The following is a 25,946-nucleotide window of genomic DNA, read 5'->3' as shown; positions in this document are numbered from 1 at the left end:
CATGCCGGACATATCCGCCGGTCCTGCCCTCCTACTGCAAAACACGCAGAAGCGGAACGAGCAGAACCATCTTCGCCTTCGAATTGACGATTCCGACGGCGATATTCCGCGAGGATGCCTATTTTCCCGAATGCATTCCGGTTGGTGCGTTTATGCGTTAGAAGACCCGCACGACGCAGCCCTGCAGGAAGGGTGCCGGCAGCAAAAGCGCCGTCCGCCGCGCCGATCCCTCACTGCATCCATCGCCGACCGGAGACCCGCATGACACAGACAGCACCGCCGGCCGCAGGCACACGCATCAAGCGTCTCGGCATCGGCATCGTGATCTTCCTCGCGGTCTATAGCGGCATCTGGTTTCTGGCCGCGCACCAGATCGAAACACGGCTCGCAAGCTTCCTCACCAGCCGCTCCGGCAGCGTCAGCGCCCGGTGCGATGGCCTCACCGTTCGCGGCTTCCCCTTCCGCATCGGGCTCTTCTGCGATTCCGTGAAGGCGGACGATACCAAGCTCGGCGCTTCCGGCTCCGCGGGTGCACTCAGGTCTGCAGCACAGGTCTACTGGCCCGGCCATGCCGTCATCGAAATGGACGGTCCGGCCGAGTTACGCTTTTCGCCCGGCATCGCGACCTCGATGGATTGGCAGGCGATGAAGGCGAGCATACAGGCGACGTTATCGGGCCTCAGCCGCACATCGGTCGTTTCCGAACGCCTGACCGGCACGCTTGTGCCCACGCTCGGTGAAGATGCGCTCGGCTTTGCCACGAACCATACGGAACTGCATCTTCGCCAGAACGCGGCGGATCTCGATGCCGCCGTCTCCATCACCGGGCTTGACCTGAAGCCCCACAACGGCGAAAGCCTCCTGCCGCTGATGAACGCTGCCATCGATCTCACGGTCAAGGACCGCGCTACGGTGCTCGATCGTGGCGGCCTCTCGCGCCATGCCCTGCGCAACAGCACGGGCGAGGTGCGCAATCTCACGATCGATCTCGGCAACGGCATGGTGACGACGGCAAACGGCCCGTTCACGGTCGATGATCAGGGGCTGATTTCCGGCGCGTTCAAAGTGACGATGCAGGACGTGCAGGCATGGCGCACGGCGCTGGCGAAAGCCTTTCCCGAGAGCGAGAACATGCTCGACAACGCCGCCAACATGCTGACGGCGCTTGCCGCAGGCGGCAATGACACCACCGTCACGCTCAATGTGCGCGACGGCACTGCTTTCCTCGCCTTCATCCCCATCGGCGTTCTGCCGCAGCTTTGAAACCGACTGGTTTCAGGACTTCACGTCCAGCGCATGGCGGCCGAAGTCGACCATGTCCGTATCCTGGCCGGCCTGGATGATCGAGCGGCGAATAGTGCGGGTGCGGGTAAAAAGATCGAACAGCTTGTCCCCGTCGCCCCAGCGGATCGCCCGCTGCAAATAGGCGAGATCCTCGGAAAACCGCGACAGCATTTCGAGGATCGCGTCCTTGTTGTGCAGGCAGACATCGCGCCACATGGTCGGGTCGGACGCAGCGAGACGCGTGAAATCGCGAAAACCGGACGCCGAATACTTGATGACCTCGGACTCCGTCACCGTCTCCAGATCGTCCGCCGTACCCACGATATTGTAGGCGATGATATGCGGCAGGTGGGACACGATGGCCAGAACCTTGTCGTGATGGTCCGGGTCCATCTCCTCGACATCCGAACCGAGCGCTTCCCAGAAGGCACGCAGCTGCCTCTTGGCCGTCTCGTCGGTGCCGGCCGGCGGGGTCAGGATGCACCAGCGGCTCTTGAACAGGCCGACGAACCCTGCATCCGGGCCGGAATATTCCGTGCCCGCGATCGGGTGGCCGGGAATGAAGTGGACATTGTCAGGCATGTGCGGCGCCATCTGCGCGATGACGGAGCCCTTGGTGGAGCCGACATCCGTAACGATCGCGCCGGCCTTCAGATGCGGCGCGATGGCCTGCGCCACAGCGCCGGACGCCCCGACCGGCACGGAGACGATGATGAGATCCGCATCTTCCACCGCCTCGCCGGCCGACGGCACATAGCGGTCCCCGAGACCGAGCACTTCGGCACGGTCGAGCGTCTCGCGGCTGCGGGTCGAGATCGTCACGGAGGCTGCAAGCCCCTTGTCGCGGATTTCCCGCGCGATAGAGGAGCCGATGAGGCCGATGCCGATCAGCGCGACCTTTTCAAAGAGCTTGGCCATGTCGGTCTCAGTTCTTGCCGAGAAATTCGGTCAGGGCAGCAAGGACGCCTTCATTCGCCTCCTCCGTGCCGATCGACAGGCGCAGCGAATTGGGGAAACCGTAGCCGCGAACGGCCCGCAGAACGAAGCCTCGGCTGGTCAGGAACGTATCCGCATCCTCCGCCCGCTTGCCGGCAATGTCGGGAAAGTGCATCAGCACGAAATTCGCAACGGATGGCGTGACGTCAAGGCCGAGCGCCGTCAGCCTCTCGCTCACCTTCGCCACCCATTCCGCGTTGAAATCCACGGCTGCGGCCGTAAACCCCTGATCGCGGACGGCAGCGGCACCGGCAGCGATGGCCGGAGCATTCAGGTTGAACGGCCCGCGGCTGCGGTTCAGCGCATCGATGATCGCGGCAGGCGCATAGATCCAGCCGACGCGGAGAGCTGCCAGACCGTAGACCTTGGAGAAAGTGCGCGTCATCACGACGTTCTGGTTGGACGAAACCAGCTCTATGCCCGCCTCGTAATCGTTGCGCCGGACATATTCCGCATAGGCCGCATCCAGCACGAGCAGCACATGCTTTGGCAGGCCGGCCTGCAATCGGCGCACCTCTTCGACGGGCACGAAGGTGCCCGTGGGATTGCCGGGGTTGGCGATGAACACCAGTTTCGTCTTGTCGGTCACGGCGGCGAGGATCGCATCGACATCGACGCGGCAATCCCGCTCCTTCACGGTCACCGGCGTGCCGCCGGCCGCCATGATCTGGATCCTGTAGACGAGGAAGCCATGCTCGGTGATAACAGCCTCATCGCCCGGCGCGAGATAGGTGTGGGCGAGCAGGCCCAGAAGCTCGTCCGAGCCGTTGCCGCACATGAGGTTTGCCGGGTTGAGCGCATAGACCTCCGCAATCGCGTTGCGAAGCTCGATCGCCTGCCCGTCCGGATAGCGCTCCAGCTGGCCGGCCGCCTCGCGAAACGCTTCCAACGCCTTGGGGCTCGCGCCGAGCGGCGTCTCGTTGGAGGAGAGCTTGTAGACCTTGGCCACGCCCGGAGCGTGTTCCTTGCCCGGCACATAGGCGGCGATGTCGAGAATGCCGGGGCGCGGGGTCGGAGCGTTCGGGAGGGTGCTCATGGTCTGGCTTTCGCTGGTGTCACGGATGGCTCTGCCATTACCGCTCCACTGCCGCCTTGTCGAGGGTTTGTCGAAGGCAAGGCCGGGCCTGCGCGGCCCGACAGGCCTCATCGCGTCGGCGGCTGCCCGTCGCGCGTCGTCGGCACCCCCTGCGGCGCCAGCACGGGCACGAAGACACGACGCGATGCGCGGGCTGCCACCGGCAGCCCCTGATAAAGCCGCTTCTGAGCCTCCACGACGATCACGCCTGAGAACACCGGCCAGAGTTTACGCCCGATCTTCTCGAAGGCGCGTCCGAGCTTCAGCACGGTATTCGTGGTCGAAGGCGGGAAGAACAGAGCCTCGCAGGACGCCCCGGGCGTAAAATTCGTTTCCCGCAGCAGGGCCGTCAGCTGCCCGCGCGAATAGGGACGGCCGGAGCCGAAGGGCGTGTGGTCCATACGCGCCCAGACGCCCTGCCGGTTGGGAACCACGATGACGAGCCGCCCGCCGGGTGCCAGCACCCGCCAGATTTCCTTCATGGTCTCGCGCGGATTTTCGGCAAATTCCAGCGCGTGCACCATGAGAATACGATCGATCGAGCTGTCGGGCAGCGGCAGTTCCTCATCGAAGACCAGCGCCGTCGAAGACAGCTCGGCGACCGGCCAGTTCACGGCGCCCTGCCCCGCCGGCATGAAGGCGAAGGTCCGCTCCGTATCGGCACGGAAACGCTCCAGATAGGGCAGGACGTAGCCGAGCCCGACGAGCCGCTCCTCGGGCAACCGCGCCCAGATGGAGGCGAGCGCCATGGAGATCGCCTGCTCGGTGAAACGCCCGAGCCGCGAATGATAGAACTGGCGAAGATCGACGATATCGGCGTGCATGCGCAAAGGTTAGTGCGCGTCCCGAAGAAAGGGAACAAGGGCGACGACGATTTTCGCGCGCCGTTTTTTGCACTCGGCCTTCTCTTGGCCGGCTATCGCTGGACTTCCCATGCTCCGCCTTTACATTCCCTTGACGATTCCACCGTCTCAGCTCGCCCCGAGGATCTCATCATGCCAGCGCTCGAACTTGACCTGTTCCTCTGCCGGACCGACAATTTCGGTGTCCTCCTTCATGATCCCGAGAGCGGCGAGACGGCTTCGATCGATGCGCCCGAGGAACAGCCGATCCTCGACGCGCTGGAGCGGCGCGGCTGGACGCTGACGCACATCTTCACCACGCATCACCACAACGACCATGTGGAAGCGAACCTCGCTTTGAAGACCCGCTATGACGCCACCATCATCGGTCCGGATCGCGAGGCCTCGCGCATTCCCGGCATCGACATGACGATCGGTGACGGCGGGGATTTCACCTTCGCCGGACACAAGGTCCACGTGATCGGCACACCCGGCCACACCGCCGGCCATATCTGCTACCACCTGCCGGACGACCGCCTGCTCTTTGCCGCGGACACGCTGTTTGCGCTGGGTTGCGGTCGCCTGTTCGAAGGCTCGCCCGCCGATATGTGGTCCTCGCTCCAAAAGCTGATGGCGCTGCCCGACGACACGCAGGTCTATTTCGGCCACGAATATACCCTGTCGAATGCCCGTTTCGCCGTAACGGTCGATCCTGACAATCCCGAGCTTCAAGCCCGCGCCGCCGAGATCGAGGACCTGCGCGAGCGCGGCGGCTTCACCGCGCCGACGACGCTGGGCCTGGAAAAGCGCACCAACCCCTTCCTGCGCCCGGCCGATCCCGGCATCCGTGCCCATCTGGGCATGCCGTCCGCCAGCGATGGCGAGGTCTTTGCCGAAATCCGCAAACGCAAGGACAATTTTTAATGAGCGCGCAAGGAGAGACGCAGGACGCCCGGTCGATCGTCACCGCACTCGGCATGATCCGGCACCCTGAAGGCGGCTGGTATGCCGAGACGTTCCGAGACCAAACGGGCGGCTCGCGCGGGCACTCCACGGCGATCTACTATCTGCTGGAAGCGGGCGAGAGATCGCACTGGCACCGCGTTCTCGATGCTGCCGAGGTCTGGCACCACTACGCCGGCGCGGCCCTCACCCTCCGGCTTGCGGCACCGGGCGAACTCGCCACGACCATCGTTCTCGGCACGGATCTTGAAAAGGGCGAGCGCCCGCAAGGCGTGGTTCCCGCCGGCACATGGCAGTCGGCCGAATCACGCGGCCCCTGGACCCTCGTCGGCTGCACCGTGGCACCCGGCTTCGACTTCAGCGTCTTCGAGATGGCGCCGCCCGGATGGGAACCGCCTCACGCTGCCGGATGAATGCTGTCTTTGGGCTTGCCCGAACCTTTGCGTGACGAGAAGATCACGTCGCGTGCTGCCAGCACAGCGCCCCCCGTCACCAGCAGGCAGGCCAGCGCAATGCCAAGCGACGGCTCGGCGAATCCGAACAGCATGAGCGTCAGCGTGGAAAGCACCGGCGCCGAGTAGCTTGCGACACCCAAGAGCTGGATATTGCCGTTCTTCACGCCGTAATCCCAGGCATAGAAGGCAGCGCCTACCGGCAAGAGCCCGAGGCCCGCGACCGCCAGCCACTGCGTGCCCGTGTCCGGCCAGACCGTCGTCTCCAGCGCAAGATGGCAGAGAAGCGAGAGGACCGAGGTCACAAGGCAAAACCCGGTGACGACATCCGTGGACACCGCCTCGAACCGCCGCGTCAGCAGCGAATAGATGGCCCAGGTGAAGGCACAGCACAGCGCCGCGCCATAGCCGAGCGTATAGGCGCTGTCGAAAGCGACACCGTTGCGCGCAACGATCATCGCCGTACCGGCAAGGCCGCAGAGCGCGCCCGCGACATGATACCACCGCAGCCGCTCGCCCGGCAGCAGCGCCGAACCCACGACGATCAGCAGCGGCCAGAGATAGGCGATCAACCCCGCCTCCACGGCCGGCGCGTTGCGAAGTGCGGTGAAATACAGCGCGTGGTAACCGAAGAGCCCGACGATGCCCACCACCCAGACGCGGGCGGGTTGCCGCAGAAGCGCCAGCCGCTCCGGCTTGAGCCCCAGCACGACGAGCCCGGGAAGACTACCGATGGCAAAGCAGATTGCCGAAAGCTGGAATGGCGGCATCGTGCCGGATGCAGCCGTGAAGAGCGCCAGCAGCGCCCACATGAGAATGGCGGAAAATCCGATCAACGTCGCTCTGGTCTGCATCCGCCCACTCTCCGATAGTGCGGGCGGCGCCGGGATAAGACCCGAAACGGATCACCCCTTGAAGCGCGTGGCCCACACGGTCACCGGGCCGTACTTCGTCGGGATCCGGACATAGACCGGAGCATATACCTGCACGGTATCCGACTTGGCAAACCAGATCTCCATGCTGTCGAGCTTGCGAAGGTAATCCACATCCTCGCGGCCCTTGCGGTAGCCCGATTTTGGCACGAACTGGATGCCGCAGACGATGACGTCGCCACTGAAGCCTTCGGTCTTGAACGGCTTCGTGCCCTTGGCGCTCAGCTTCAGATCCATGCGCGATTCGCCATCGAACACCGGCAGCGTCTTCGGGCACACCTTGGCACCGGCCGGAAAGATCAGGCCCGACAGGGGGTCGACCACGCCGCGCATGTCTTCCTTCGTCACCGGAACCCAGTTCTTCGGCGGCTTCTTGCGCTGCGGCGTCAGGGTCGCCGAGGTCACGTTGCCATTGTCGAAGGCAACGTCGATCGCGCGCTTCTTCTTGCCGGTCTGGTAGCGCACGGAATAGTCGGTGGCGACGAGCTTGTCGCTCTCGATCATGCCGGAAACCTCCGTGCGCCCGCTCGTGCTCGACAGAATATCCGCGAGACCGGCCGAGCTCAGCGTCCCCGAGATGGTGTAGCGTCGATCATCGAGCTTGGTACGGAACGAGGCCTTGGCGATCGGAAGGCCGGCGAGCGAGATGGTGTAATCGGTGTCGTGCACGACATCCGCCGGCCGTGCCGCATTCGTGGGAACCGTTACCAGGGACATTGCGGCAAGAGCCGCAAGACCGACACGCAGGGCCATGCCGAGAACCTTTCCGAAAGAGATCGGGAGAAAGAAGGAGAGATAGGAAGCGTTTGCGGCATTTCTACGCCCGTGTTACCGAGCCTGCACCGACCGGCATACAGGCGTCTTTTCCACCGCCCTGCCCCGACTTTGCGGGAAATTCCGGTGTTTTGTCTTGACGTGCGCTGCGGCTCTGACTATAGAACCGCAACTTTCCAATCATGACCGGTGGGAATGCTGCTTGGGCTTGTGGCCCGCAAACGCATTGAACGCAGGCGAAAAGAAATAGGTGATTCCATGTCCCGTAGTTGCGAATTGACCGGCAAGGGCGTCCAGTCGGGCAACAATGTGAGCCACGCGAACAACAAGACCAAGCGCCGGTTCCTGCCGAACCTGTGCCAGGTCACGCTGATCTCGGACTCGCTGAACCAGCGCTTCCGCCTTCGCGTTTCGGCTGCAGCTCTCCGCACGGTCGAGCATCGTGGCGGTCTCGACGCTTTCCTGCTCAAGGCAAGCGAAGTAGACCTGTCGCAGCGCGCACGCCTGCTGCGCCGCCAGATCGTCAAGAAGACCGCAGAAGCCGTCGCTGCCTGATAAGCAACGAAGCCTGAGCATTCCGGATCTTGGCCTGCCGTCATCGGCGGGCCTTTTCCATGCGCATGTGATACGGTTTCGCATCTGACGTTTCATAGGGACCTGCCGCCATCCGGGCAGCAGATCCTCTCCTCCAACTGGTGGCATCACCCAGGATAAAAAAATGCTGAACACACGCCTGTTCGCAACCTACGTTGCCTTGATGACCCTCGTGGTCGTCGCCTCGAACTTTCTGGTCCAGTTCCCCCTGCCCGGCTCCATCGCCGGCATGCAGCTGGGTGATCTTCTCACCTGGGGCGCCTTCACCTACCCCGCCGCCTTTCTGGTGACCGACCTCACCAACCGCCAGTTCGGGCCGAAGATCGCCCGACGTGTCGTCATTTGCGGCTTTGCGGTCGCCGTCGTGATCTCCATCATGGTCGCCACGCCGCGCATCGCCATCGCCTCCGGCTCGGCCTTCCTCTTCGGGCAGCTTCTGGATATCTCGGTCTTCAACCGCCTGCGCCGTCAACGATGGTGGCGCGCGCCACTCGCCGGCTCGCTGTTCGGTTCGGCGCTCGACACGGCCATATTCTTTTCCCTCGCCTTCGCCCCGATCTTTGCCTTCATCGGCCCGAACGACCCCTTCGCTCTCGCGTCCTCTCCGATCCTCGGCCTTCTGACGACGGAAGCGCCCCGCTGGATCTCCTGGACGCTCGGCGATCTCGTCGTCAAAATCCTCGTCGGCCTGGTGCTGCTGCTGCCTTACGGCGCCTTGATGAACGTCCTGAAGCCGATGCCGGGAGCGCCGGGAGCGCGCGTCTGAGGTTGGTCGGAGGTCGCAGCCCCTCATCCGGCTGCCGCCACCTTCTCCCCGCTTGCGGGGAGAAGGGATATGCGGGAAGCGCTCGCTTCTTCGTGACGGTTGTGGGTGAGGGAACGAAGAAGGCGCCACGAGTCTCTTCTCCCCGCCAAGCGGGGAGAAGATGCCGGCAGGCAGATGAGGGGCAGCGCGCAGCGCCATAGCAGCGCCATACCCGACACCCCCGCCATCACGGCAGAAGCTTGAACTCCAGCATCAGCGATCGCTCGAGAATCGAGTGGTTGTCGTCGGAGACGAGGATGAGGTGGGTGTCGCCACTGGGTTGGACGACCACATCGAGGCCTTCCATATTGTCGATCTGGTAGCCGAGATCGGCGGAGATCAGCACCTCGCCATCGACAACGGCACCGGGGCGGATGTCGTCAGCCTTGATGCGCCGGATTTCCATGCCGAGACCTGCGGCGAAGCTGAAACGCCGCTCGAGCAGCAGAAGATCCCCATTCGGCAGGAAGGCACCGTCCGTCACAGCGAAGGGATCCTTCTGCACCACGCCGAACACGCCTTTGCGCGGCCCTTCGAGCACGGCAGCGAGGAGGTGGTCATTCTTGTCGAAGGAAAGCTCGGCGACGATAACGGGGGCGCCTGCAAGCGGGCTCTCCTTTGGCGATACTGCCACCATTTCGAGGCTGCGATTGCGCTTCAGCCTGTCGCGTGGAAGCAGAATCGGCAAGGTTCTGAGCGGCCGCGACTGCGTGAAGCCGGGATCGGGATAGATATCCACCCGCGCGTCGCCTTCGAAGCTGACGAGCACCTGCCCGTCACGCAATGCGACACCTTCGGAGTCCATGAGTGCCTTGGCGCTCTCTGTGCGACCCTGCCGGTCCTTCATAGACGTCACGGTAACGTCGCCAAGGCCCGACAGTCGGCCGCCGGGATCCCGCTCGATGCGGCCTTCGAGCCAGTGAGCCGTATCGAGCACGCCGACGAAATGTTCGCCATCGGCGCGAAAACGGATTGATGAAAAAGCGCCGAACAAGGCATTGCTCGAGGTGAGGTCGAGACCGCCGACGAACTCCAGCTTGCCGAACACGCGCTGGTCGGAACCGAACCGAAACGTCTCGATCTTCTTTGCAAAGATCGTCATCGCCTCGGTGACCGGCTGATCAGGCTCAGGGTTTGCCGCTTGCGCCGGCGCAAGCGAGGCGCACGCCCAGAAGCCCGCGAGGACCGCGAGCCGGCACCATGCACAGCTTACGGGCCTGCCCCGCCTGGGTGGCTCAGCCCGCACGCCGGGCTGCGCGTCGTCCGCGTCCGTTCTCGTCGTCAAACAGCGAGGCAAGCTGCTCGGTCATCGCGCCGGCCAGTTCGTCGGCATCCACGATGGTGACCGCGCGGCGATAATAGCGTGTCACGTCGTGGCCGATGCCGATGGCCAGCAATTCGACCGGCGACCGGGTCTCGATCTGCTCGATCACGGCCCGCAGGTGACGCTCAAGATAATTGCCCGGATTGACCGACAGGGTCGAGTCATCAACCGGCGCGCCGTCCGAGATCATCATCAGGATGCGCCGCTGTTCGGGCCGCGCCAGCAGGCGGTTGTGTGCCCAGATCAGCGCTTCCCCATCGATATTTTCCTTCAGCAGCCCCTCGCGCATCATCAGCCCGAGATTGCGCCGGGCCCGGCGCCAGGGCGCATCGGCCGACTTGTAGATGATGTGGCGCAGATCGTTCAGCCGGCCCGGCGCCTGCGGCTTACCGCTCGCCAGCCATTTTTCACGCGCCAAGCCACCCTTCCACGCCTTCGTGGTAAAGCCGAGGATTTCAACTTTCACGCCGCAGCGCTCCAGCGTCCGCGCCAGAATGTCGGCACAGGTCGCAGCGACCGTGATCGGCCGGCCGCGCATGGAGCCCGAATTGTCGATCAGCAGCGTCACCACTGTGTCGCGGAAATTCGTGTCCTTCTCCCGCTTGAAGGACAGCGGCTGCATCGGGTCGATGATGAGACGCGTCAGGCGCGCGGGATCGAGGTAGCCCTCTTCGAGGTCGAATTCCCAAGAGCGGTTCTGCTGCGCCATCAGGCGGCGCTGCAACCGGTTCGCCAGACGGCCGACGGCGCCTTGCAGATGCGAGAGTTGCTTGTCGAGGAAGGCGCGCAGCCGGTCGAGCTCCGCCTCGTCGCATAGCTCTTCGGAGGTGATGGTCTCGTCGAATTCCTCGGTGAAGACGGAGTAATCGACCTTCTCGTTGAAGTCGTCGAAGGGGCTGTTCGGCCGCTTGACCTCGCCGGGCGTCTCGCTGTCCTCGTCACCGTCGTCCGACATTTCCTCGTCGGAAATCTCGGCGCCGTCCATCTCGCCGTCTTCCATCTGCTCTTCGGCAGATTCGTTCTCTTCGGACGGCGCGGCATCCGAGCCGGCATCCTCTTCGGACGTGGATTCGTCCTGCTCCTGGCTGCGCGGCTGGTCCTCGTCCGTCTGCGTTTCCTGGTCGTCCGGTTCGGCTTCCTCGTCGGTGTACTTCTCAGCCACATCCATGGAGGCGAGCATGTTGCGCACCACGCGGGCGAAGGCCTGCTGGTCGTTGACGGCGCCGGAGAGGTTCTCCATCTCGCGGCCGGCCTTCTCCTCGATGAAGGACCGCCAGAGATCGAGCACCTTGCCAGCCGATTCCGGCGGCTTGCGGCCGGTCAGCCGCTCGCGCACGATCAGCGCCACGGCCTCCTCGATCGGCGCATCGGCCTGCCGCTCGATGGCGCCGAAATTCGCGCGGGCATATTTTTCGTCCAGCATGGAGGAGATGTTCTCCGCCACGCCATCCATACGCATCGAGCCGATGGCCTCGCAACGCGCCTGCTCCACGGCGTCGAAGATGACGCGGGCATCCGCACCCTGCGGCGACATGGTCGCGTGGATGCGGTCGTCGTGGCACGCCTTGCGCAGCGCCATGCTGTCGCCGATGCCGCGCGTCACCGACAGTTCCTGCCGCGTGGGGCGGCGGGAAATGTCGGGCAGGCGCATACGGTCGCCGGTGAGGCCGGGGCGCTCGTTGGCGAACACGACCTCGATCTCCGAATCACCGGCGATCGAGCGGATGCAGCCGGTCAGCGCGCGGCGGAACGGTTCGACATCCACCTGGACGCCGGGTTTCGGTCTCGTATTGTCGCCGCGCCCTGCCATGCGATCAGGCCGTCGCTTCGAGAACGATGTTGGCGGCGCTTTCCTTCAGCTCGACGCCGAAGGCCCGCTGGTAATGTTCGGCCACCAGTGCCCGCTCCAGTTCGTCGCACTTGTTGAGGAACGTCACGCGGAACGCAAAGGCGATATCGCCGAAGATATGCGCGTTCTCGGCCCAGGTGATGACGGTTCGCGGGCTCATGACGGTCGACAGGTCGCCGTTGATGAAGGCAGCACGGGTCAGATCGGCAACGCGCACCATCTTCGACACTGTGTCGCGGCCGCGCTTCTCGGTGAAGCCCTTCACCTTGGCAGCGACGATATCGACTTCGTTGTCGTGCGGCAGGTAGTTGAGCGTGGTCACGATCGACCAGCGGTCCATCTGCGCCTGGTTGATCTGCTGCGTGCCGTGATAAAGGCCGGTGGTATCGCCGAGGCCGACCGTGTTGGCCGTCGCAAACAGACGGAAAGCGGGGTGCGGCCTGATGACGCGGCTCTGGTCGAGCAGCGTCAGGCGACCGGACGACTCGAGCACGCGCTGGATGACGAACATCACGTCCGGGCGGCCGGCATCATACTCGTCGAAGACCAGCGCGACATTGTGCTGGTATGCCCAGGGCAGAATGCCGTCCTTGAATTCGGTAATCTGCATGCCGTCCTTGACGACGATCGCATCCTTGCCGACGAGATCGATACGGCTGACATGGCTGTCGAGGTTGACACGCACGCAGGGCCAGTTCAGCCGAGCGGCGACCTGTTCGATATGCGTTGATTTGCCCGTGCCGTGATAACCCGACACCATGACGCGGCGGTTGTGGGCAAAGCCGGCGAGAATGGCCAGCGTGGTCTCGCGGTCGAAGAGATAATCGGGATCGCTGTCCGGCACGTAGGCATCGGCCTTGGAATAGGCTGGCACGCGCAGGTCGCTGTCGATTCCGAAGACCTCGCGGACGGATACGGTCGTATCGGGAAGATTGGAAATATCGAGGTCTACCTTGCTCATCATGTCTCCGGCGGCCGCGCTTCGCGCTGGGCCTCATATCGCATTGCAGTGTGACGGGGTACTTCCTAGCAGAAGCCTGCCTGTTTTAACAATTGGTAGGCCTGAATGACCTCGCGAAAACGGTCTTCCGATCCGCGATCTCCGCCATTGGCGTCGGGATGGTGCTTTTTCACGAGATCCTTGTAAGCGGCCTTGATATCCGTGGCGGTCGCCGTGGCCGGCAGGCCGAGCGTATCGAAGGCTTTCGTCTCCAGCGTCTTCAGCTTGCGCTGGCGCGGCTCCGGCTGCGCCCGGCGCGCCCTGGCCTCGTGCAGGAAGCCGAACGGGTCGCTCATCCGCGCCTTGGAGCCCGCCGAACCGGACCGTGTCTGGCCCTGCTCCGGCGCGTTCTTCGCGCTGCGGTTCACACCCAGCGTCCAGGTCGGTCGATGCCCCGTCAGCGCTTCCTTCTGGTAGCGCGCGATCTCGTTGTCCGACAGGCCGGAGAAGTAGTTGTAGCCCTTGTTGTATTCCTTCACGTGCTCGAAGCAGAACATGAAATACTGGTTTTCGGCATTGCGCCCGACCGGAGCGCGATGCCCGCCATTTTCCTCGCAGCCGTCCCACTGGCACGTCGGGGCCACGGGCTCCGGTTTCCGGGTGGTCCCGCGTCGCTTCGTCCGGATGGTATCGAAGTATTTTGAGTCGAGCTTCATGGCACACATTATGGTGTGATGGAGGGGTCACAACAAGAATTGACAAACGCGAATGTTGCAGGCTTTTTGAGGGTGATTTGCCAGGAGCACGGCATGTTGAGCGACAGAGGTCCGACCGCCGCGTCCACCTCTTATCGCAAGCCAGAAAAACGAGGCAAAACCATGTCGTTAGAGCAGCGGATCACCACAAGGCTCACCGAGGCCTTCGCGCCCTCCCGGCTTGCCGTGATCAACGAAAGTCATCTTCATGCCGGCCATCACGCCGATTTCAACGGCACCGGCGAGACCCACATGCGCGTACGCATCGTCGCGGATGCCTTTACCGGCATGTCCCGCATCGCCCGACACCGCGCGATCAACGATCTCCTGAAGCCGGAACTCGACGCCGGCCTCCACGCCCTTGCCGTCGAGCCCGCGGCTCCCGGCGAAGAGACACGCTGGTAGCTGACGCAGACGTTCAGGTAGGGGCGGTATTCTCGGCCGGGCGGATGCGCAGTTTGGTGATGCGGTTCTTGACGCGCTTCATGACGATGAAGCGCTTGCCGTAGAAGGTAAACGCCTGCCGTTCGTCCGGTATCGTTCGGGACTCATGGATCACGAGACCGGCAATGGTCGTCGCCTCGCCGTCCGGCAGCGACCAGTCGAGCGCCCGGTTCAGGTCGCGGATCGGCACCCCGCCATCCACCACGAGCGACCCATCCGCCTGAGGATAGACGCCGCGGACATCGGGATCGTGCTCGTCGGCGATATCCCCGACGATCTCCTCCAGAATATCTTCCAGCGTCACCAGCCCGCGCACCTCGCCATATTCGTCGACGACGATGGCGAAATGGCTCTTGCGGCGCAGGAAGGCGCTGAGCTGGTTTGCAAGGTTCGTCGCATCCGGCACGTACCAGGGTTTCTGCGCGATTCTGACGATATCGACCGTGTCCGGCTGGACATCCGGCTCCGCCAGAGCCCGCAGAAGATCCTTCGCGTGGAGCACACCGATGATGTTGTCGGCCGAGCCACGCCACACCGGCATGCGCGTATAGGGGCTGTCCAGCACGGCCTTCACGTTGACGGCCGGCGGATCATCGGCATTCAGCGCCCGCATCGCCATCCGGTGCACCATGATGTCGGACACTTCAAGCTCGTCGAGATCGAGCACGCCGCTGACGCGGTCGCGGTCCGCCTTGACGACCGCGCCTTCCCGATGAAGAAAATCGACCGCCCCGCGCAACTCCTCATGCGCCGTCAGCATCGGCGCCTCACGCGAGAGGTTGAAGCCGAAAGCCTTCATGATCGCCCGCACCATGGCATTCACGAGGCTCGACAGCGGCCCGACGACCGCGACGACCACCCGCACCGGTCGCGCGACACCGATCGCGAACCGCTCCGGCGCCGCATTCGCCCAGCTGCGCGGCAGCACGTCGGCCAACACCACGAGCAGGATCGTCATCGCGATGGTCGCATAGGCAACGCCCGGCGCGCCAAAGACCGAGAGAAACAGGCCGGTGGCAACCGAGGTCGCGAGAACGCGCGCCAGATTGCTGCCGAGCAACAGCGCGCCGATCACCCGGTCGCGCCGGTCGATCAGCCGGTCCACCACGCCTGCACGCTCCTCGCCCTGAACGTCGAGCGTGTGCAGGCGCGTGCGTGATACCGCCGTGAGCGCCGTTTCCGAGCCCGAAAGGAACGCCGCAAGCACGATCATCAGGAGGATCGCCAGAACCGCCGGCCCGTGCGCCAGAAGGAGGGCCACCAGCGCCTCCATGGTCATGCCGCGCGATCGGGATGGTTTTCGGCGAGAAACGACAGCACGGCCGAGGTCGGCACGTCGTCGGCGACGAAGGCCTCGCCAAGGCCGCGGGTGAGGATGAAGGTGAGCTTGCCGCCCTTCACCTTCTTGTCCTGCGCGATCGCGTCCATCAGCACCTCCGCCGGCGGCAGTTGCCCGGGGATCTCGCTCATCCGCGTCGGCAGGCCGACGGTGCGCAGATGCGCCTCCACCCGTGCCGTCACGTCGGGGCTGGCAAGGTTCATCCGGGCGGAAAACGCGTGCGCGAGCACCATGCCGATCGCCACACCCTCGCCATGTACGAGACGGGTACCGTCATAGGCGGTGGCGGCCTCCAGCGCGTGGCCGAAGGTATGGCCGAGATTGAGCAGCGCCCGGCGGCCGTTCTCGCGTTCGTCGGCCACGACCACATCGGCCTTCGCCTGGCAACTCAGTGCAATCGCCTCGATGCGCGCCGCACCGCCGGCAAAGACCGCCTGCCAGTTGGCCTCCAGCCAGGCGAAGAAGTCCGGCTTGTCGATCAGGCCGTATTTCGCGACTTCGGCATAGCCGGCGCGAAATTCGCGCGGCGACAGCGTGTCGAGCACGTCGGTGTCGGCGAGCACCAGATCCGGCTGGTGAAAGACGCCGATCAGGTTCTTGCCATGCGGCGAGTTGATGCCGGTCTTGCCGCCGACGGAACTGTCGACCTGCGCCAGCAGCGAGGTCGGGATCTGGATGAAGCGGGAGCCCCGCCGGGCGATGCCGGCGGCAAAGCCCGTGAGGTCGCCGATAACGCCGCCACCGAGCGCGATGACCGCATCGTTACGCTCGATGCGCGCGCCGAGGATCGTCTCGCAGACGGGAATGAGGTGCTCGAAGCTCTTTGTCTTCTCTCCCGCCGGAAGAATGGCCGACACCGCCTCGATCCCCGCCTGCGCCAGGCTATCCATCAACGGCTTGAGATAGAGCGGCGCGACGTTCTCGTCCGTCACCACCGCCATCCGCCGCCCGGTCAGCCGCGCGGCGATCTCCTGCGCGGCCGAGCCGATCAGGCCGGGGCCGATCAGGATGTCATAGGCACGGTCGCCGAGCGGAACATGGATCTTGCGCACGGTCGGGGTTTCGCTCATCGCTCGGCTCACTTTAGTTTCTGGTGTCTGACGACGTTTGTTCTTCGGCAGCGCTACGTCTCAGGAGGGCCTACTTTTTCGAAGGCATGGCGGCGATGGCTTCCAGCACCTCTTCCACGATGCGTTCCTTCTTGACGTCGCGCGAGAGCACGCTGACATCCGCCTCTGCATAGATCGGATACCGCTCGATCATCAGCTTCTCGAGCGTGCCCTTGGGGTTTTCGGTCTTCAGCAGCGGCCGCGTGTCGCGCTTGTTGACCCGCTCCCACAACACGTCGAGGTCCGCGTTCAGCCAGATGGAAACGCCGCTCTTCTGGATATGCCGGCGCGTCTGCGGGTTGATATAGGCGCCGCCGCCGGTGGAGACGATGCGGGCGCCCGACTGCAGTAGCCGCTTGATCACTCGGGTTTCCAGTGCCCGGAACTCCGTTTCGCCGTAGGCAGCGAAGAGCTCCGTGACGGTCATGCGCGAAACGCGCTCGATCTCGTGATCCGAATCCACGAAAGGCAGCGACAGCGCCTGCGCCGTCAGCCGGCCGATGGCCGACTTGCCGGCTCCCATCAGCCCCACGAAGACGAGGTTGCGCCGGCCGAGCACAGCTCTCGCCCGCTTGACCAGCGTTTCCGAAACCGGCTCGACCACGTCGCTCATCACCGCAAGACTTTCCCCATTTCCCTGTTCTATCGACAAAACCGGGGGGAGCGTCAAGTCGCGCAAGGAGCCTCGCGTCTTTCATAACCGCACCCAAACCTGCTTGCGCTTGCGATCCGGCGGGCATGGCTCCATATAGTTCGTTGCCTCGGAGACGATCATGCCTACCCTTGTCCGGTTTCTCTTCATCTGCCTCGTCATCGCCGGCGCCGTCTATGGAACCATGCTCGCTCTCGTCACCTTCGTCGATCCGGCTGAGCGCGACGTGACGATCCGCATACCGCCCGAGCGGCTGAACTCCGAACAGGTGTCGCCGAAATAATGGATCTGTCGTCCGCCCATCTCGAATCCTTTCTGGAAATGATGAGCGTCGAGCGCGGCGCGGCCGTCAACACGCTCTCCTCCTATCAGCGCGATCTGGAGGACATCCTGGCTTTTCTCAAAGCGCGCGGCGTGAAGGCGACCGAAGCGGGGCCGGACGATTTTCGTGCCTATTTCGCCGACTTCGCCGCGCAGGGCTTCAAGGCATCATCGCAGGCCCGCCGCCTGTCGGCGCTCCGCCAGTTCTACAAGTTCCTCTATGCCGAAGGCATCCGCACCGACGACCCGACCGGCGTGCTGGATGCGCCGAAGAAGGGTCGCCCGCTACCCAAGACCATGAGTGTCGACGATGTGACGCGTCTTATCGGCCAGGCCGAAGCAGAGGCGACGGCCGAGCCGGGTCTCGACAAGCTGCGCATGGCCGCCCTGATCGAGCTTCTCTACGCGACCGGCATGCGCGTCAGCGAACTCGTCTCTCTTCCCGCGTCGGTGCTCGCCCGCGATGGCCGCTTCCTCATCGTGCGCGGCAAGGGCAACAAGGAGCGCATGGTGCCCTTGTCGCGCAGCGCGATCGCGAGCCTCCAGCGCTACGGTGCGCGGATGCAGGCGGAAACGGGCGGCGAGGACAGCCCGTGGCTTTTCCCGTCCAGCTCGGAATCCGGCTATCTCCCCCGTCAGGTCTTTGCACGCGACCTGAAGGGCCTTGCCGGACGGGCCGGCGTTCGCGTCGCCTCGATTTCGCCGCATGTGCTGCGTCATGCCTTCGCCAGCCACCTTCTGGCCAACGGCGCAGATCTTCGCGCCGTGCAGGAACTGCTCGGTCATTCGGACATTTCGACCACACAAATCTACACGCATGTGCTGGAGGAAAGGCTGCACGACCTTGTGCAAAACCATCACCCTCTTGCCAAACAGGCCAAAAAACAGGATTAGGACGCTCGCCTCCCGTTCTGGAATGCCACGGGAGACCCGCGTCGAAACGATCGGAACCGCATCTCATGCATCACTATCTCGATTTCGAAAAGCCGATCTCGGACCTCGAAGGCAAGATTCACGAGCTGAAGAAGATCGCCGGCGAGGACGAGAGCATCGATACGAGCGACGAAGTCGAACGGCTCGAAGTCCGCGCGAAAGAGGCGACCGTCGAGATCTACTCCAAGCTGACACCCTGGCAGAAGACGCAGGTCGCGCGCCATCCGCAGCGCCCGCACTTCCAGGAATATGCCGCCGGCCTCTTCACCGATTTCACGCCGCTCGCCGGTGACCGGAAGTTTGCCGAGGACGCCGCCATTCAGGCGGGGCTTGCCCGCTTCCGCGGCATGCCTGTCGCCGTCATCGGCCAGGAAAAGGGCAACGACACCAAGTCGCGCATCAAGCATAATTTCGGCAGCGCCCGGCCGGAAGGCTACCGCAAGGCCATCCGCGTCATGGAAATGGCCGACCGCTTCGGCCTGCCGCTGATCACGCTGATCGACACAGCAGGCGCCTATCCCGGTATCGGTGCCGAGGAACGCGGACAGGCGGAAGCCATCGCCCGCTCCACCGAGATGTGTCTGAACCTCAAGGTTCCGATCATCTCCGTCGTGCTGGGCGAAGGCGGATCCGGCGGCGCGATCGCGATTGCCACCGGCAACCGCGTCTACATGCTGGAGCACGCCATCTATTCGGTCATTTCGCCGGAAGGCGCCGCCTCGATCCTCTGGCGCGATTCGACGCGCGCCAAGGAAGCTGCAACCAACATGAAGATCACAGCGGAAGACCTGAAGGCCTTCGGCATCATCGACGGGATCATCGAGGAGCCGGTCGGCGGCGCGCATCGCGATGCCGATCTCGTCATCGACCGGACAGGCGGCATCATCGCCGACGCGCTGAAGGATCTCTCCAGCCGCAAGGGCGAAGACCTGCGCAAGGAGCGCCGCGAGAAGTATCTGAGCATCGGCCGTTCGCTCTGAAAACGGCCGGGCTCTCCCGAAGTATGAAGGCGGGATGCAGAACGATGGCGCCCTGCCCCATCCCCGCCATGATTGTCAGGCCTTGATCGTGCCACCTGCGCGCGATCTTCGGCGACCGATGCGGTTAACATTTTGTGAAGCATAAAACCGTATTGATTCTGGCAGACTCCGCCGCTAGGGAAGAGTCGCGTCCGACTTTCCTATCGATGGGCTCTTGCCGATGCGTCTGACACATATCCTTGCCGCCGCCGTCATGGGCTTGTTTCTTGCGGGTTGCACCACGGAAGAAGTGGTCGATAGCGTCGATGTGGATCTGAAGAAGGTCACCAGCAAGACCGGCTACGAACTCTCCGGCAAGATCGTGCAGAAGATGCAGGCGATGAGCATGGCGAAGACCTCGCCGATCATGCTGCGCATCTTCAAGGAAGAAGGCGCACTCGAGGTCTGGAAGGCCAATACCGCCAACCGCTTCGAAAAGCTGCGCGAGTACAAGATCTGCGCTTGGTCCGGCAAGCTCGGGCCGAAGGTGAAGGAAGGCGACCGGCAGGCGCCGGAGGGCTATTATCCCCTCGCCCCCGGCCAGCTGAACCCGAATTCCAGCTATTACCTTGCCATCAATACCGGCTTTCCCAACCAGTTCGACCGGGCCAATGGCCGATTCGGCACCAACCTGATGATCCATGGCGCCTGCTCGTCCTCGGGTTGCTACTCGATGACGGACGAGCAGATGCAGGAAATCTTCGCGCTCGCCCGCGACGCCTTCAAGGGCGGCCAGTCGACGATCCAGCTGCAGGCGCTGCCTTTCCGCATGACCGCGGAAAACATGGCGCGCCACCGCAACAGCCCGCATTACGATTTCTGGAAGAACCTGAAGGAAGGGTACGACCAGTTCGAAATTACCAAGCGCCCGCCGGAATTTGCGATCTGCGACCGGAAATACGTGTTCAACAAGAGCGTTGCCGGCAAGATGAACCCGACGGGCCAGTGCCCGGCGCTCTCCACGCCACCCTCCATGGAAATGGCGCTGGCGACCTACAACAAGAAATACGATGCCGACTACGCGAAGGCGCTGAAGAAGCTGGATGGCCTCGTCTGGTACGAACCGAGCGAAGCCGAGCGCAAGGCGGTGGTCGCCAAACAGCGCGCCGGCCGCGAACTGGCCTATGCCCCGACGGGCACCTCGCTCGATGCCGGCAAGCTGATGAAGGTCGCCGACCTCGAAAAGCAGGAGGCGCACCGCGCCGAGCTCGAAGAGGCGAAGAAAGCCATCGAGATCCAGACGGCAGCGCTTGAACAGAGCACCCGCAACGGGAAGAGCGTGCCCATCCCGCAGGAAAACCCGCTGCCCCGCCCGGTCGCCCAGATCGCATCCGCATCGCCGGCTCCCGGCCAGGGCGGCTTCTGGGGCAACCTGTTCAAGAAGCCCGCACCCATTACGGCCACCGATCCGGCCGCCGGCCCTCTCCTTGGCGAACCGCAGACCGCCAGCGCGGACACGACGGGCCAGAGCCAGACAGCAAGCCAGACCGCATCCGTCAAGACGAGCCGCGACATCACGGCTGGTGTTCCCGTCCATGTGGAAACGCGCAAGGTGACCGTAAAGCCGGGCCACAAGGGCGCGGAGCCGGCGGCCGTGACGCAGGCAGCACCCGCCGATCAAACGACCGGCGCACCGGCTTCGGGTGAAATGCAGATCCCGCAGGCGGTTGCCGAGCAGCAGCCCGAGGGCAAGAAGAAGCCGTTCTGGAAGCTCTGGTAGGGCGGACCGCGCCGATGGCCTCGGATGCGAGCCCGACACCGCCATGTGACGATCCTGAAGAACGGGCGCTTCCCCTCGACCTCAAGGGCCTGAAGTGCCCGCTGCCCGTCATCCGCACCCGAAAGCGATTGGCGGCTCTTGGGCCCGGCGCATTGGTGCTGGTGGAAACCACCGACCCCCTCGCCGTCATCGACATCCCGCATTTCTGCGGCGAGGACGGACACCGCCTCCTGCGTCAAACCGCAACGGAACGCGGGCACAGCTTTCTGATCCGCAAGGCTGAAGACTGACGGTCACATACAGTCGCCGGTCGATTGACGCTTGACGGCCTTGTTCTGACCTTGAGCGACAACACCCCCGGTCGTCATGCTCGGCCTTGTGCCGCGCATCCGCTTCGCTGCCCGCGATCTGAAGAACCGTGGTCTTGCGTCTGCGGGAACGGCAGAAGATGCCCGGCACAAGGCCGAGCATGACGGAGGACGGAGCGAGCGGTTGCTCGAAACGAAGGCCTTGCGTCGATCAACCGGCGATCGTATTCGTCCCGGTCCGCGACCGGGACCGGGACCCCAGCTCACATGCGGAAACCGGGCACGGCCAGCGGGTTGTCCGAAAGCGCCTGCCGATCCGGCCGGTCGATGGCGGGCTTGCCGGTGAAGGCGTCGAACAGGTCGCGCACGAAACTTTCCTCCAGTCCCTTGGTGATCAGCACCATGCGCGTGCGCCGATCGTCAGGGTCCGGCCAGGCGGCCAGCCGCTCCGGCGGGTGAAAGATCTGCTGGACGCCGTGCAGCACCAGCGGCCGCTCCGGCCGCTCCGCGGTGCAGACGATCGCCTTCATGCGCAGCAGCTTCTCACCATGCGCCGAGCGGATGAGATCCACGAACATATCGAGCGCCATCGTGGAGATCGGCTTGTCATGCACGATGCTGAACGAGCGGATATCATCCCCGTGCCGGTTGGTATCGTGATGATGGTGATGCCCGTGATGATCATGGGCGTGGTGGCCGTGACCATGGTGCCCCTCATGATGCCCATGCCCCTCATGAGCATCATGCGCATCGTGATCGTGCTTTGCCTCGTCCTGCAGCCATCGGCCGACGTCGGCGATCTTGGTCGCGGGATCGTAAAGTCCGCAGGCAAAGAGCGAAGACCGGCCCGTTTCCTCAAGATCGCCATCGAGGACCGGCGCGCGCGGATTGAGTTCGGCAAGCCGTGCCTTGAGCGTCGCCAAGGTCTCCGGAGAGGCAAGCGTCGCCTTGGTCAGCACCAGCCGGTCGGCCACAGCCACCTGCTTCACCGCCTCGACGTGATGGTCGAGCGTCGAAAGACCGTTGACGGCATCCACTACGGTCACCAAGCCATCGAGCCTGTAGCTCTGTTGCAGCGTCGGGTGCCCCATGACGGACTGCATGACGGGTGCCGGATCGGCAAGGCCTGTGGTTTCGATGACGACGCGCTTCAGCGGTCGTATCTTGCCCGTCTGCATCCGGTCCATCAGATCCGCCAGCGTATCGACAAGCTCACCCCGCACCGTGCAGCAGAGGCACCCGTCCGCAAGCTCGATCACGCCGTCGCCGGAGGATTCGACCAGCAGATGATCGAGCGAAACGTCGCCGAACTCGTTGATGATGACCGCCGTATCTGAAAGATCGGGATCCTTGAGAAGCCGGTTGAGAAGCGTCGTCTTGCCGGCACCGAGAAAGCCGGTGAGGATCGAGACCGGCACCGGATCGAAACGGGTGATCATATGGTTCGCTTTCGAGGGCTCGCCCGCAAAACAGGCTGCATGAGGGAATTGGACGTCCTAGGGCATTACCGGTGAACACGGGTTCACCGGTAATGCCCTAACCTCTTGTTTTCTTCGCATTGTCCGACGCCGAAGCGATCCCGCTTCGGCTGGAAATGCTCTAGAAAACCGGCCGCGGCACGGGTACCGGCACATTGGCGACATCGCCCTGCGCGCTGGCCGGCTGCCCGTCGACATCCGCAGCCTTCGCGCCCTGCCCCGGGATCAGCTGTGCCGACACGAAATTGAGCGGCCGGTTGATCTCGTGGATGAAGGGCGACAGCAGCTTCTGGCGTCCTGCCTCGTCGCGGCCCTCGCTGCGGATCTTGGAGGCCTGCGCCGAGCAGATCTGCTTGGAGATATCGGCCGTCACGTCCCGCGTTTCGCCGTAGGGCGCGATCTGCCCGAGGCCCGGCTTGCCGGCCGGGCTCGCCGTCAGCGCCATCTGCATCAGCCGCGCGGACTCGTCCGCCCGGCCCCCGAGACTGTCGGCACCGAGAACCACGGAGACGACGCTACGGCCGTTGCGCGTGGCGGACGACACCTGGTTGAACCCCGACGCACAGATGAAGCCCGTCTTCATGCCATCGGCACCATCGAAGCGGCCGATCAGCATATTGTAGTTCGGATAGCTCTTCTTGCCGGTCGTGAAGCCCTCATAGGCGAAATAGGCCGCATATTCGGGAAACTCGCGCTTGATCGTGATGGCGAGCACGGCGAGGTCCCGTGCCGTCGTGTATTGTCCGGGCTCGGGAAGGCCGTTGGGATTGACGAAGTTCGAGTTGGTCATGCCGATCCGCTTCGCCTCGGCATTCATCATGGCGACGAAGCCCGGCTCGGAGCCGCCGACTGCCTCGCCGATGGCAACCGCAATGTCGTTTGCCGACTTGATCAGCATCATCTTCAGCGCGCTGTCGAGCGTCATCGACGCGCCCGGCTTCAGGTACATCTTGCTCGGCTGCTCGGAGGCCGCATGCTTGGACATGACGATCGGCGTTTCCAGCGTCATGCGCCCGGCTTTCATGGCGCGAAACGTGGTATAGGCCGTCATCAGCTTGGTCAGCGACGCCGGATACCAGCGCTGGAAGATATCCTCCTGCTCGTAGACCTTCAGCGTCGCGACATCCACCACCAGCTTGGGATTGGCGAGCGCGGGTGCCGCGGCCGTGAGCGCCAGTGCGCCAGCGATGGCTCCGGCAACCAGCCGGTAACCGGACATGCGAATCTTCATAGTCACCACAGTTCAACCTCGAAATTTTCGGGCATTGCCTCGTGTCGAGGCGCTATTTAACCTATATGGCAGGGGCAAGGCAAAGACCTTTGCCATGAGATCGCCCGGCGACCGCGTGCCGCCACCACGACCGACAGGATAGATCATGCCGATTCTCAACCGTGCAGCCGAACTCCAGGACGAAGTCACAGCATGGCGCCGCCATATTCATAGCCGGCCCGAACTTCTGTTCGCCGTGGAAAATACGGCATCCTTCGTGGAAAACAAACTCCGGGAATTCGGCGTTGACGAGATCGTGACCGGCATCGGCCGCACCGGCGTCGTCGGTCTCATCCGCGGTAATCTCGGCGATGGCACCACCATCGGTCTGCGCGCCGACATGGATGCCCTGCCCATGACGGAGTCGACCGGCAAGCCCTATGCCTCCACCACCCCCGGCAAAATGCACGCCTGCGGCCATGACGGGCACACCGCCATGCTGCTCGGCGCTGCCAAGTATCTGGCCGAAACCCGCAACTTCAAGGGCGCGGTCGCCGTCATCTTCCAGCCGGCCGAAGAGGGCGGCGGCGGCGGCAACGAGATGGTCAAGGACGGCATGATGGAGCGCTTCGGCATCTCCGAGGTCTACGGCCTGCACAATATGCCCGGCATGCCGGTCGGTCATTTCGCCTCCCGCGTCGGCCCCATCATGGCCTCGACCGATGAATTCTCGATCACCCTCGAAGGGCGCGGCGGCCATGCGGCCCAGCCGCACAAGACCATCGATCCGATCGTGCTCGGCGCACAGATCGTCACCGCATTGCAGACCATCGCCTCGCGCACCGCCGATCCGCTGTCGGCCGTCGTTGTCTCGGTCACCAAGTTCAATGCGGGCTTTGCCCACAACGTCATTCCGGAACAGGCTCTGCTGGCCGGCACCGTTCGCACGCTGATGGCCGAGAACCGCGATATGGCCGAGCGCCGCATCAACGAGATCTGCACGCATCTCGCTGCGGCCTATGGCGCGACGGCCCGCGTCCGGTACGCCCGCAACTATCCCGTCACCGTCAACCACGCCACGGAAACCGGCCATGTACTGGAAGCCGCGACGGACGTCGCCGGCGCCTCGCAGGTGGTGGCCAATGTCGATCCGATGATGGGTGGCGAGGACTTCTCCTACATGCTGCTCGCCCGGCCCGGCGCCTTCGTCTTCATGGGCAATGGCGACACCGCCGGCCTGCACAATCCCGGCTACGACTTCAACGACGAGGCGATCCCCCACGGCATTTCCTACTGGGTCCGCCTCGCGGAAAGCCGTTTGAGCGCCTGATGAGCGGCATCGACAGGATCGACCGGAAGATCCTCAGCATTCTCCAGGCGGACGGGCGGATCACCAATCTCGAACTGTCCGAGCGCGTCGGCCTGTCGCCGACCGCAACCGGCGAACGCATGCGGCGACTGCTGAAGGAGGGCTACGTCTCGGGCTTCGGCGCGCGGCTCGATCCCCAGAGGCTCGGCTTTGGTCTCCTCGTCTTCATCGAGGTCATGCTGGACAAAACGACACCTGAGGTCTTCGACACTTTCGCAGACGCGATCCGCAAGGCGCCGTCCGTCATCGAGTGTCACATGGTCGCTGGCGGCTTCGATTATCTCGTGAAGACCCGTTTCGAGGACATGAGCGCCTACCGCAATTTCCTCGGGCAGTTCCTCTGGACGCTGCAGGGCGTCAAGGAAACCCGCACCTACGCCGTGATGGAGGAAATCAAGAACGACGGGCCTTTGCCGCTGCTGTAACAGCACTTTCTAAGGGTTCAAAGCATCCGCACAA

The 25,946-nt window shown here is 63.9% G+C and carries 27 protein-coding genes; 13 read left to right on the top strand and 14 right to left on the bottom strand.

The genetic code is table 11. The features are described from left to right. The first annotated feature begins 261 nt into the window (after window positions 1-261). Window positions 262-1,263, top strand: a complete 1,002-nt coding sequence (locus BSG19_RS17990) for a DUF2125 domain-containing protein (protein ID WP_092989389.1) — start codon at window positions 262-264, stop codon at window positions 1,261-1,263. A gap of 12 nt (window positions 1,264-1,275) precedes the next feature. Here the strand turns inward: BSG19_RS17990 and BSG19_RS17985 are convergent, their stop codons facing one another. The 3 genes from BSG19_RS17985 to BSG19_RS17975 all read right to left on the bottom strand — a co-directional run bounded on the left by BSG19_RS17985 (window position 1,276) and on the right by BSG19_RS17975 (window position 4,179). Continuing rightward, window positions 1,276-2,202 carry a prephenate/arogenate dehydrogenase family protein gene (locus BSG19_RS17985; RefSeq protein WP_092989388.1) on the bottom strand — a complete coding sequence of 309 codons (927 nt, stop codon included), beginning with the start codon at window positions 2,200-2,202 and terminating at the stop codon, window positions 1,276-1,278. A gap of 7 nt (window positions 2,203-2,209) precedes the next feature. Beyond that, a complete protein-coding gene (gene hisC / locus BSG19_RS17980) occupies window positions 2,210-3,316 on the bottom strand; it encodes a histidinol-phosphate transaminase (protein ID WP_092989387.1) in 1,107 nt (368 codons plus the stop codon). Window positions 3,317-3,423: 107 nt separating this feature from the next. Next, the gene (locus BSG19_RS17975; protein ID WP_092989386.1) at window positions 3,424-4,179 is read right to left on the bottom strand and encodes a class I SAM-dependent methyltransferase; all 756 of its coding nucleotides are present in this window, start codon (window positions 4,177-4,179) and stop codon (window positions 3,424-3,426) included. Between the two features lie 171 nt (window positions 4,180-4,350). On the opposite strand from BSG19_RS17975, the gene gloB reads away from it, so the two are divergent. Next, the gene (gene gloB, locus BSG19_RS17970; protein ID WP_092989471.1) at window positions 4,351-5,121 is read left to right on the top strand and encodes a hydroxyacylglutathione hydrolase; all 771 of its coding nucleotides are present in this window, start codon (window positions 4,351-4,353) and stop codon (window positions 5,119-5,121) included. Continuing rightward, the gene (locus tag BSG19_RS17965; protein WP_092989385.1) at window positions 5,121-5,573 is read left to right on the top strand and encodes a cupin domain-containing protein; all 453 of its coding nucleotides are present in this window, start codon (window positions 5,121-5,123) and stop codon (window positions 5,571-5,573) included. Before gloB ends, BSG19_RS17965 begins: the two co-directional genes overlap by 1 nt. Here BSG19_RS17965 and BSG19_RS17960 read toward each other — a convergent pair. Further along, complete coding sequence (locus tag BSG19_RS17960; RefSeq protein WP_092989384.1) at window positions 5,558-6,466, bottom strand: aromatic amino acid exporter YddG; 909 nt, start codon at window positions 6,464-6,466, stop codon at window positions 5,558-5,560. The two genes, BSG19_RS17965 and BSG19_RS17960, sit on opposite strands and share 16 nt — an antisense overlap. A gap of 51 nt (window positions 6,467-6,517) precedes the next feature. Beyond that, entirely contained in the window at window positions 6,518-7,261 is a 744-nt protein-coding gene (locus tag BSG19_RS17955; protein ID WP_244529318.1) for a DUF3108 domain-containing protein, read from the bottom strand. A gap of 315 nt (window positions 7,262-7,576) precedes the next feature. Between BSG19_RS17955 and rpmB the strand changes: the two genes are divergently transcribed. Further along, window positions 7,577-7,873 (top strand): 50S ribosomal protein L28, encoded by a 297-nt coding sequence (rpmB, locus tag BSG19_RS17950; RefSeq protein ID WP_092935489.1) that lies wholly within the window; start codon window positions 7,577-7,579, stop codon window positions 7,871-7,873. Window positions 7,874-8,036: 163 nt separating this feature from the next. Beyond that, entirely contained in the window at window positions 8,037-8,678 is a 642-nt protein-coding gene (locus tag BSG19_RS17945) for a queuosine precursor transporter (RefSeq protein ID WP_092935490.1), read from the top strand. A gap of 226 nt (window positions 8,679-8,904) precedes the next feature. Here BSG19_RS17945 and BSG19_RS17940 read toward each other — a convergent pair whose 3' ends face one another. The 4 genes from BSG19_RS17940 to BSG19_RS17925 all read right to left on the bottom strand — a co-directional run bounded on the left by BSG19_RS17940 (window position 8,905) and on the right by BSG19_RS17925 (window position 13,555). Further along, entirely contained in the window at window positions 8,905-9,819 is a 915-nt protein-coding gene (locus tag BSG19_RS17940; RefSeq protein WP_092989382.1) for an esterase-like activity of phytase family protein, read from the bottom strand. Window positions 9,820-9,952: 133 nt separating this feature from the next. Next, entirely contained in the window at window positions 9,953-11,851 is a 1,899-nt protein-coding gene (cobT, locus tag BSG19_RS17935) for a cobaltochelatase subunit CobT (RefSeq protein ID WP_092989381.1), read from the bottom strand. A 4-nt stretch (window positions 11,852-11,855) separates the two neighbouring features. Next, window positions 11,856-12,851: a cobaltochelatase subunit CobS gene (cobS, locus tag BSG19_RS17930; RefSeq protein WP_062474891.1), complete on the bottom strand. Its 996-nt coding sequence runs from the start codon at window positions 12,849-12,851 to the stop codon at window positions 11,856-11,858. 65 nt (window positions 12,852-12,916) lie between these two features. Then, window positions 12,917-13,555, bottom strand: a complete 639-nt coding sequence (locus tag BSG19_RS17925; RefSeq protein ID WP_092935493.1) for a J domain-containing protein — start codon at window positions 13,553-13,555, stop codon at window positions 12,917-12,919. Window positions 13,556-13,708: 153 nt separating this feature from the next. Between BSG19_RS17925 and BSG19_RS17920 the strand changes: the two genes are divergently transcribed. Beyond that, entirely contained in the window at window positions 13,709-13,990 is a 282-nt protein-coding gene (locus tag BSG19_RS17920; protein WP_092989380.1) for a BolA family protein, read from the top strand. 13 nt (window positions 13,991-14,003) lie between these two features. Here the strand turns inward: BSG19_RS17920 and BSG19_RS17915 are convergent, their stop codons facing one another. The 3 genes from BSG19_RS17915 to BSG19_RS17905 form a co-directional block, all read right to left on the bottom strand. Continuing rightward, window positions 14,004-15,308: an HlyC/CorC family transporter gene (locus BSG19_RS17915; RefSeq protein ID WP_092989379.1), complete on the bottom strand. Its 1,305-nt coding sequence runs from the start codon at window positions 15,306-15,308 to the stop codon at window positions 14,004-14,006. After that, window positions 15,305-16,438, bottom strand: a complete 1,134-nt coding sequence (aroB, locus tag BSG19_RS17910) for a 3-dehydroquinate synthase (protein WP_092989378.1) — start codon at window positions 16,436-16,438, stop codon at window positions 15,305-15,307. Before aroB ends, BSG19_RS17915 begins: the two co-directional genes overlap by 4 nt. Before the next feature lie 70 nt (window positions 16,439-16,508). Further along, complete coding sequence (locus tag BSG19_RS17905; RefSeq protein ID WP_092989377.1) at window positions 16,509-17,090, bottom strand: shikimate kinase; 582 nt, start codon at window positions 17,088-17,090, stop codon at window positions 16,509-16,511. A gap of 160 nt (window positions 17,091-17,250) precedes the next feature. On the opposite strand from BSG19_RS17905, the gene BSG19_RS17900 reads away from it, so the two are divergent. From BSG19_RS17900 to BSG19_RS17880, 5 genes are all read left to right on the top strand, one after another. Next, a complete protein-coding gene (locus tag BSG19_RS17900; RefSeq protein ID WP_092989376.1) occupies window positions 17,251-17,412 on the top strand; it encodes a hypothetical protein in 162 nt (53 codons plus the stop codon). Continuing rightward, window positions 17,409-18,344, top strand: a complete 936-nt coding sequence (xerD, locus tag BSG19_RS17895) for a site-specific tyrosine recombinase XerD (RefSeq protein ID WP_092989375.1) — start codon at window positions 17,409-17,411, stop codon at window positions 18,342-18,344. Before BSG19_RS17900 ends, xerD begins: the two co-directional genes overlap by 4 nt. Window positions 18,345-18,409: 65 nt before the next feature. Then, window positions 18,410-19,363, top strand: coding sequence for an acetyl-CoA carboxylase carboxyltransferase subunit alpha (locus BSG19_RS17890; RefSeq protein ID WP_092989374.1), 954 nt, complete (start codon window positions 18,410-18,412; stop codon window positions 19,361-19,363). Between the two features lie 220 nt (window positions 19,364-19,583). Then, complete coding sequence (locus BSG19_RS17885) at window positions 19,584-21,122, top strand: L,D-transpeptidase family protein (RefSeq protein WP_092989373.1); 1,539 nt, start codon at window positions 19,584-19,586, stop codon at window positions 21,120-21,122. A gap of 14 nt (window positions 21,123-21,136) precedes the next feature. After that, complete coding sequence (locus BSG19_RS17880; RefSeq protein ID WP_092989372.1) at window positions 21,137-21,412, top strand: sulfurtransferase TusA family protein; 276 nt, start codon at window positions 21,137-21,139, stop codon at window positions 21,410-21,412. Between the two features lie 281 nt (window positions 21,413-21,693). Here BSG19_RS17880 and BSG19_RS17875 read toward each other — a convergent pair whose 3' ends face one another. Both BSG19_RS17875 and BSG19_RS17870 read right to left on the bottom strand, forming a co-directional pair. Further along, window positions 21,694-22,869, bottom strand: a complete 1,176-nt coding sequence (locus BSG19_RS17875) for a CobW family GTP-binding protein (RefSeq protein WP_092989371.1) — start codon at window positions 22,867-22,869, stop codon at window positions 21,694-21,696. A gap of 160 nt (window positions 22,870-23,029) precedes the next feature. Then, window positions 23,030-24,112 carry a D-alanyl-D-alanine carboxypeptidase family protein gene (locus BSG19_RS17870; protein ID WP_170866027.1) on the bottom strand — a complete coding sequence of 361 codons (1,083 nt, stop codon included), beginning with the start codon at window positions 24,110-24,112 and terminating at the stop codon, window positions 23,030-23,032. 172 nt (window positions 24,113-24,284) lie between these two features. Between BSG19_RS17870 and BSG19_RS17865 the strand changes: the two genes are divergently transcribed. Both BSG19_RS17865 and BSG19_RS17860 read left to right on the top strand, forming a co-directional pair. Continuing rightward, entirely contained in the window at window positions 24,285-25,448 is a 1,164-nt protein-coding gene (locus tag BSG19_RS17865) for a M20 aminoacylase family protein (protein WP_092989370.1), read from the top strand. After that, window positions 25,448-25,912, top strand: coding sequence for an Lrp/AsnC ligand binding domain-containing protein (locus tag BSG19_RS17860; RefSeq protein WP_092989369.1), 465 nt, complete (start codon window positions 25,448-25,450; stop codon window positions 25,910-25,912). The genes BSG19_RS17865 and BSG19_RS17860 overlap by 1 nt, the downstream gene beginning before the upstream one ends. Window positions 25,913-25,946: the final 34 nt, after the last annotated feature.

Origin of the sequence: Rhizobium sp. NFR03 (assembly GCF_900111275.1) — a bacterium.
In the GTDB taxonomy this organism is placed as follows: domain Bacteria; phylum Pseudomonadota; class Alphaproteobacteria; order Rhizobiales; family Rhizobiaceae; genus Ferranicluibacter.
The sequence above is the reverse complement of the archived record's forward strand: the minus strand, read 5'-3'. Positions and strand labels throughout refer to the sequence as shown.